Here is a 2,694-nt window from a genome sequence, read left to right as displayed (position 1 = left end):
CGAATCCTCCAGCAAGGCATCCCGGCAGACGGCAAGTCAGCCCGCGCACTGCTGCTGGCAAAAATGAACATCAAGCGCGAAGCACCGCGCGGCAAGGAGGGCTTCTGATGAGGATTCACCGACTGTTCTGGCCGGCCATGCAAGGGGCAGGTTACGCATTTCTGTTTTTGGGCTTTTTCGCGTTTTTCGCATACCTGCTCGCGCCATCTTCATCGCCGGCCAACATCTGCGCCAAAACCAATGAGCGTGGCTCATCCGCTTGGGTGGCCTGTGTCGACCGAATGATTCAGGAGCGCAAGTGATGAAACGAGCAAACCCAGCACAGCTACGCCAAGCCATTGAGCTGGCAAACAAGATGGTCAAGCTCGGAATCCTTTTTGTGTGTGTCCCGGTTGTTGATGAGGCGGACCACCTGAACTTGGCCACGCAAGCCACCGAGCGCCTGGAGCGCATGGCATTGATCGCAGAAGCAGCGGAGCAGCGGACATGACCGACAAGATGCGTGATGAGTTTGAGACCGCTGTTGCTTTGGAAGCTAAAGAGCCCGTGCTGGCGGTGTACCTGAGCCGCCGTGACGACACCTACAGCACCAGCACCCTCCACTTCGCATGGTGGGCTTGGAAAGCCTCCCACGCGGCGCTGCTGAAAAAGCAAGTCAAGGAGCAAGAAGAGTTCCTTGACCACCTTGCCGACTTTGAGCATGAGGACACCCTCCATGACTGACATCAGCGAAAAAATGCGTGAAGAGTACGAAGCATGGGTTCTCAGCGAATACCCGAACCAGCGCATGAGCAAGTTTGCTGACGGCGAGTACCACAGCACCACGATTCAGTACTGCTGGCTTGCATGGCAGGCCGCGCGACTTCCTGCCGGCGTCGTTTCAGCAACCGCATGGCGGGTAGTCGACGCCAAAGGCAAGCGTTTCACCGTTTACAACAAGGATCTGGCGATGTCTATCAGCGATGCTGGGCTGCACGTCACCCCAATGTGTGACGTTCCGCCAGAGGGATGGGAGTGCAGTCGCGTGTCCGGTCATGAGGGCCCGTGTGCTGCATTCGAGGTGGCGCCATGAATCTCTCGGCAGAAAACATCGGAAAAATACGCGATCTGGTGCGCAGTGGTTATCCGCTCAAGACGCGTGATGCCAAAGACTTGCAGGGTCACAACGACCACCTGATCGAGCTTCTAGAAGCTCGCGGTCGTTTGATGCTCGGCGTAGAGATCGAGCGCGACCAGCTCCGCGCCGAAATCGCCGGCCTCAAGACCGGCTACGAAGCCTACGAGCAGGTGAATGCTGAGCTGAAGGCTGAGGTTGAGGGGCTGCGCGCAACTGCCGATCTTCAGAAGCTCCTGCCTGAAGTCTCTGATGCATTGGAAGAGCTTGAGCTGCACGGTCTGCACAGTGATCAGGGGTATCGCAAACTAAAGGACTGGCATCGCAAGGTTGGGCTCGCTTACCGCGTAATTCAGGGGCCAATGTTCGGCGCCGAGCATAGCGAGCTTGTGTCGCAGAACACCTGGCTGCGCAGCGTAGTGGAGCATTACGCCCAGCAACACGCTCCGCTTGAGCCGCTCCCGGATATGGAAGGCTGGTCTGCCAGATTACCGGGCTACGACCTACCGTCGCTGCTGAGGGATGCCGAGCGGTATCGGCGAGCGCGAGATATCGCCTGTCGTGTACGCGCCTCTGTAGGTTTTCACCTTGTTGTCCAGCTTCCATCCCCTAGCGGCTCCAGCTTCTGCGCCGCCAAGGCTTTTGATGAGGCCATCGACGCCGCCCTGGGCCAGGGAGAGCAGTCATGAGCGAGATTGAGCTGATATTCCTAATCCTGATTGTTGCGGCTATGGGCGGCCAGATCGGCTACGCATTTGGCATGCATAAGGCTTACAAGTCTTTAATCCCGGAGCTGCGTGCCGCCCGCGAAGAGACTTCCAAGCTGAAACTGTTGGATCGCATGCAAGGAGAGCGGCCATGACCAACATCATCCACAAGCCTCGCCACTTCTGGTCGGCCGGCCCATCACGGGTTCGTGAAGTCCTTCGCCTGGCCTACCTGTTCGCTACCGAGCTGTCCGCCGCCGGCGCCGTCGAGATCATCGTCCGCCCGGTCAAGTCGCGCCGCACCCTAGAGCAGAACGCCAAGCTGTGGGCAATGCTGGGCGACATCTCCCGCCAGGTTGAATGGCCGGTGAATGGAGTGATGCAGAAGCTCGACAGCGAGGACTGGAAGGCGCTGATGACTGCTGCAGCGCGCCAAGAGATCCGCATGGCCCATGGCATCAATGGCGGCGTGATCATGCTTGGCGAAAGCACCAAGCGCATGACCGTGGCTGAGCTGGGCGATGTGATCGAGTGCATGTACGCATTCGGCGCTGACAAGGGCGTGATCTGGAGCGAGCCCAAGGGCCAGATGCCAGAACAGTGGGAGGCCGCATGAGCCATAACTTCAAGCCGGGCGACCTGGCGCTTGTCATTGACGCATCAATTGAATCAAACCTCGGCATGGTTGTAGAGCTGATTAGGAAAACAAGTGACTCGAAAATCACCCTCCCGGATGGCGGAAGGGTGGGCAATCCAGAAATGAAGGTTTGCTGGGTGGTAGTGGCGGACGGGCTTGTAACTACGAACAAGCTCAAGCCAGAACCATTCATGGTCAAGTACGCGGCTGTTCCTGAACGCTGTCTGATGCCCCTG

General features: G+C 58.3%; 6 protein-coding genes and 1 pseudogene. All 7 read left to right on the top strand.

Annotated features, from left to right (window positions below; all coding sequences use genetic code 11):
* Positions 1 to 301: 301 nt before the first annotated feature.
* Positions 302 to 490: a DUF1382 family protein gene (locus KFS80_RS26660; RefSeq protein ID WP_083365985.1), complete on the top strand. Its 189-nt coding sequence runs from the start codon at positions 302 to 304 to the stop codon at positions 488 to 490.
* Complete coding sequence (locus tag KFS80_RS26655) at positions 487 to 723, top strand: hypothetical protein (RefSeq protein WP_212546460.1); 237 nt, start codon at positions 487 to 489, stop codon at positions 721 to 723. Before KFS80_RS26660 ends, KFS80_RS26655 begins: the two co-directional genes overlap by 4 nt.
* Positions 716 to 1,072 (top strand): phiTE_015 family protein, encoded by a 357-nt coding sequence (locus tag KFS80_RS26650; protein WP_212546462.1) that lies wholly within the window; start codon positions 716 to 718, stop codon positions 1,070 to 1,072. Before KFS80_RS26655 ends, KFS80_RS26650 begins: the two co-directional genes overlap by 8 nt.
* Positions 1,069 to 1,803 (top strand): hypothetical protein, encoded by a 735-nt coding sequence (locus tag KFS80_RS26645; RefSeq protein WP_212546461.1) that lies wholly within the window; start codon positions 1,069 to 1,071, stop codon positions 1,801 to 1,803. Before KFS80_RS26650 ends, KFS80_RS26645 begins: the two co-directional genes overlap by 4 nt.
* Positions 1,800 to 1,976, top strand: a complete 177-nt coding sequence (locus KFS80_RS26640) for a hypothetical protein (RefSeq protein ID WP_212546459.1) — start codon at positions 1,800 to 1,802, stop codon at positions 1,974 to 1,976. The genes KFS80_RS26645 and KFS80_RS26640 overlap by 4 nt, the downstream gene beginning before the upstream one ends.
* Entirely contained in the window at positions 1,973 to 2,437 is a 465-nt protein-coding gene (locus tag KFS80_RS26635; RefSeq protein WP_212546458.1) for a recombination protein NinB, read from the top strand. Before KFS80_RS26640 ends, KFS80_RS26635 begins: the two co-directional genes overlap by 4 nt.
* Positions 2,434 to 2,694: pseudogene (locus tag KFS80_RS26630) on the top strand (hypothetical protein); the annotation flags it as partial. The gene KFS80_RS26635 and the pseudogene KFS80_RS26630, both read left to right, overlap by 4 nt.

The organism is Pseudomonas rustica (assembly GCF_018336155.1).
Taxonomy (GTDB): domain Bacteria; phylum Pseudomonadota; class Gammaproteobacteria; order Pseudomonadales; family Pseudomonadaceae; genus Aquipseudomonas; species Aquipseudomonas rustica.
The sequence above is the reverse complement of the archived record's forward strand: the minus strand, read 5'-3'. Positions and strand labels throughout refer to the sequence as shown.

What these genes read in the sequence shown, in the direction of transcription:
- KFS80_RS26660 (WP_083365985.1), top strand. Translation starts at nt 302, where the DNA reads ATGAAACGAGCAAACCCAGCACAGCTACGCCAAGCCATTGAGCTGGCA.
- KFS80_RS26655 (WP_212546460.1), top strand. Translation starts at nt 487, where the DNA reads ATGACCGACAAGATGCGTGATGAGTTTGAGACCGCTGTTGCTTTGGAA.
- KFS80_RS26650 (WP_212546462.1), top strand. Translation starts at nt 716, where the DNA reads ATGACTGACATCAGCGAAAAAATGCGTGAAGAGTACGAAGCATGGGTT.
- KFS80_RS26645 (WP_212546461.1), top strand. Translation starts at nt 1,069, where the DNA reads ATGAATCTCTCGGCAGAAAACATCGGAAAAATACGCGATCTGGTGCGC.
- KFS80_RS26640 (WP_212546459.1), top strand. Translation starts at nt 1,800, where the DNA reads ATGAGCGAGATTGAGCTGATATTCCTAATCCTGATTGTTGCGGCTATG.
- KFS80_RS26635 (WP_212546458.1), top strand. Translation starts at nt 1,973, where the DNA reads ATGACCAACATCATCCACAAGCCTCGCCACTTCTGGTCGGCCGGCCCA.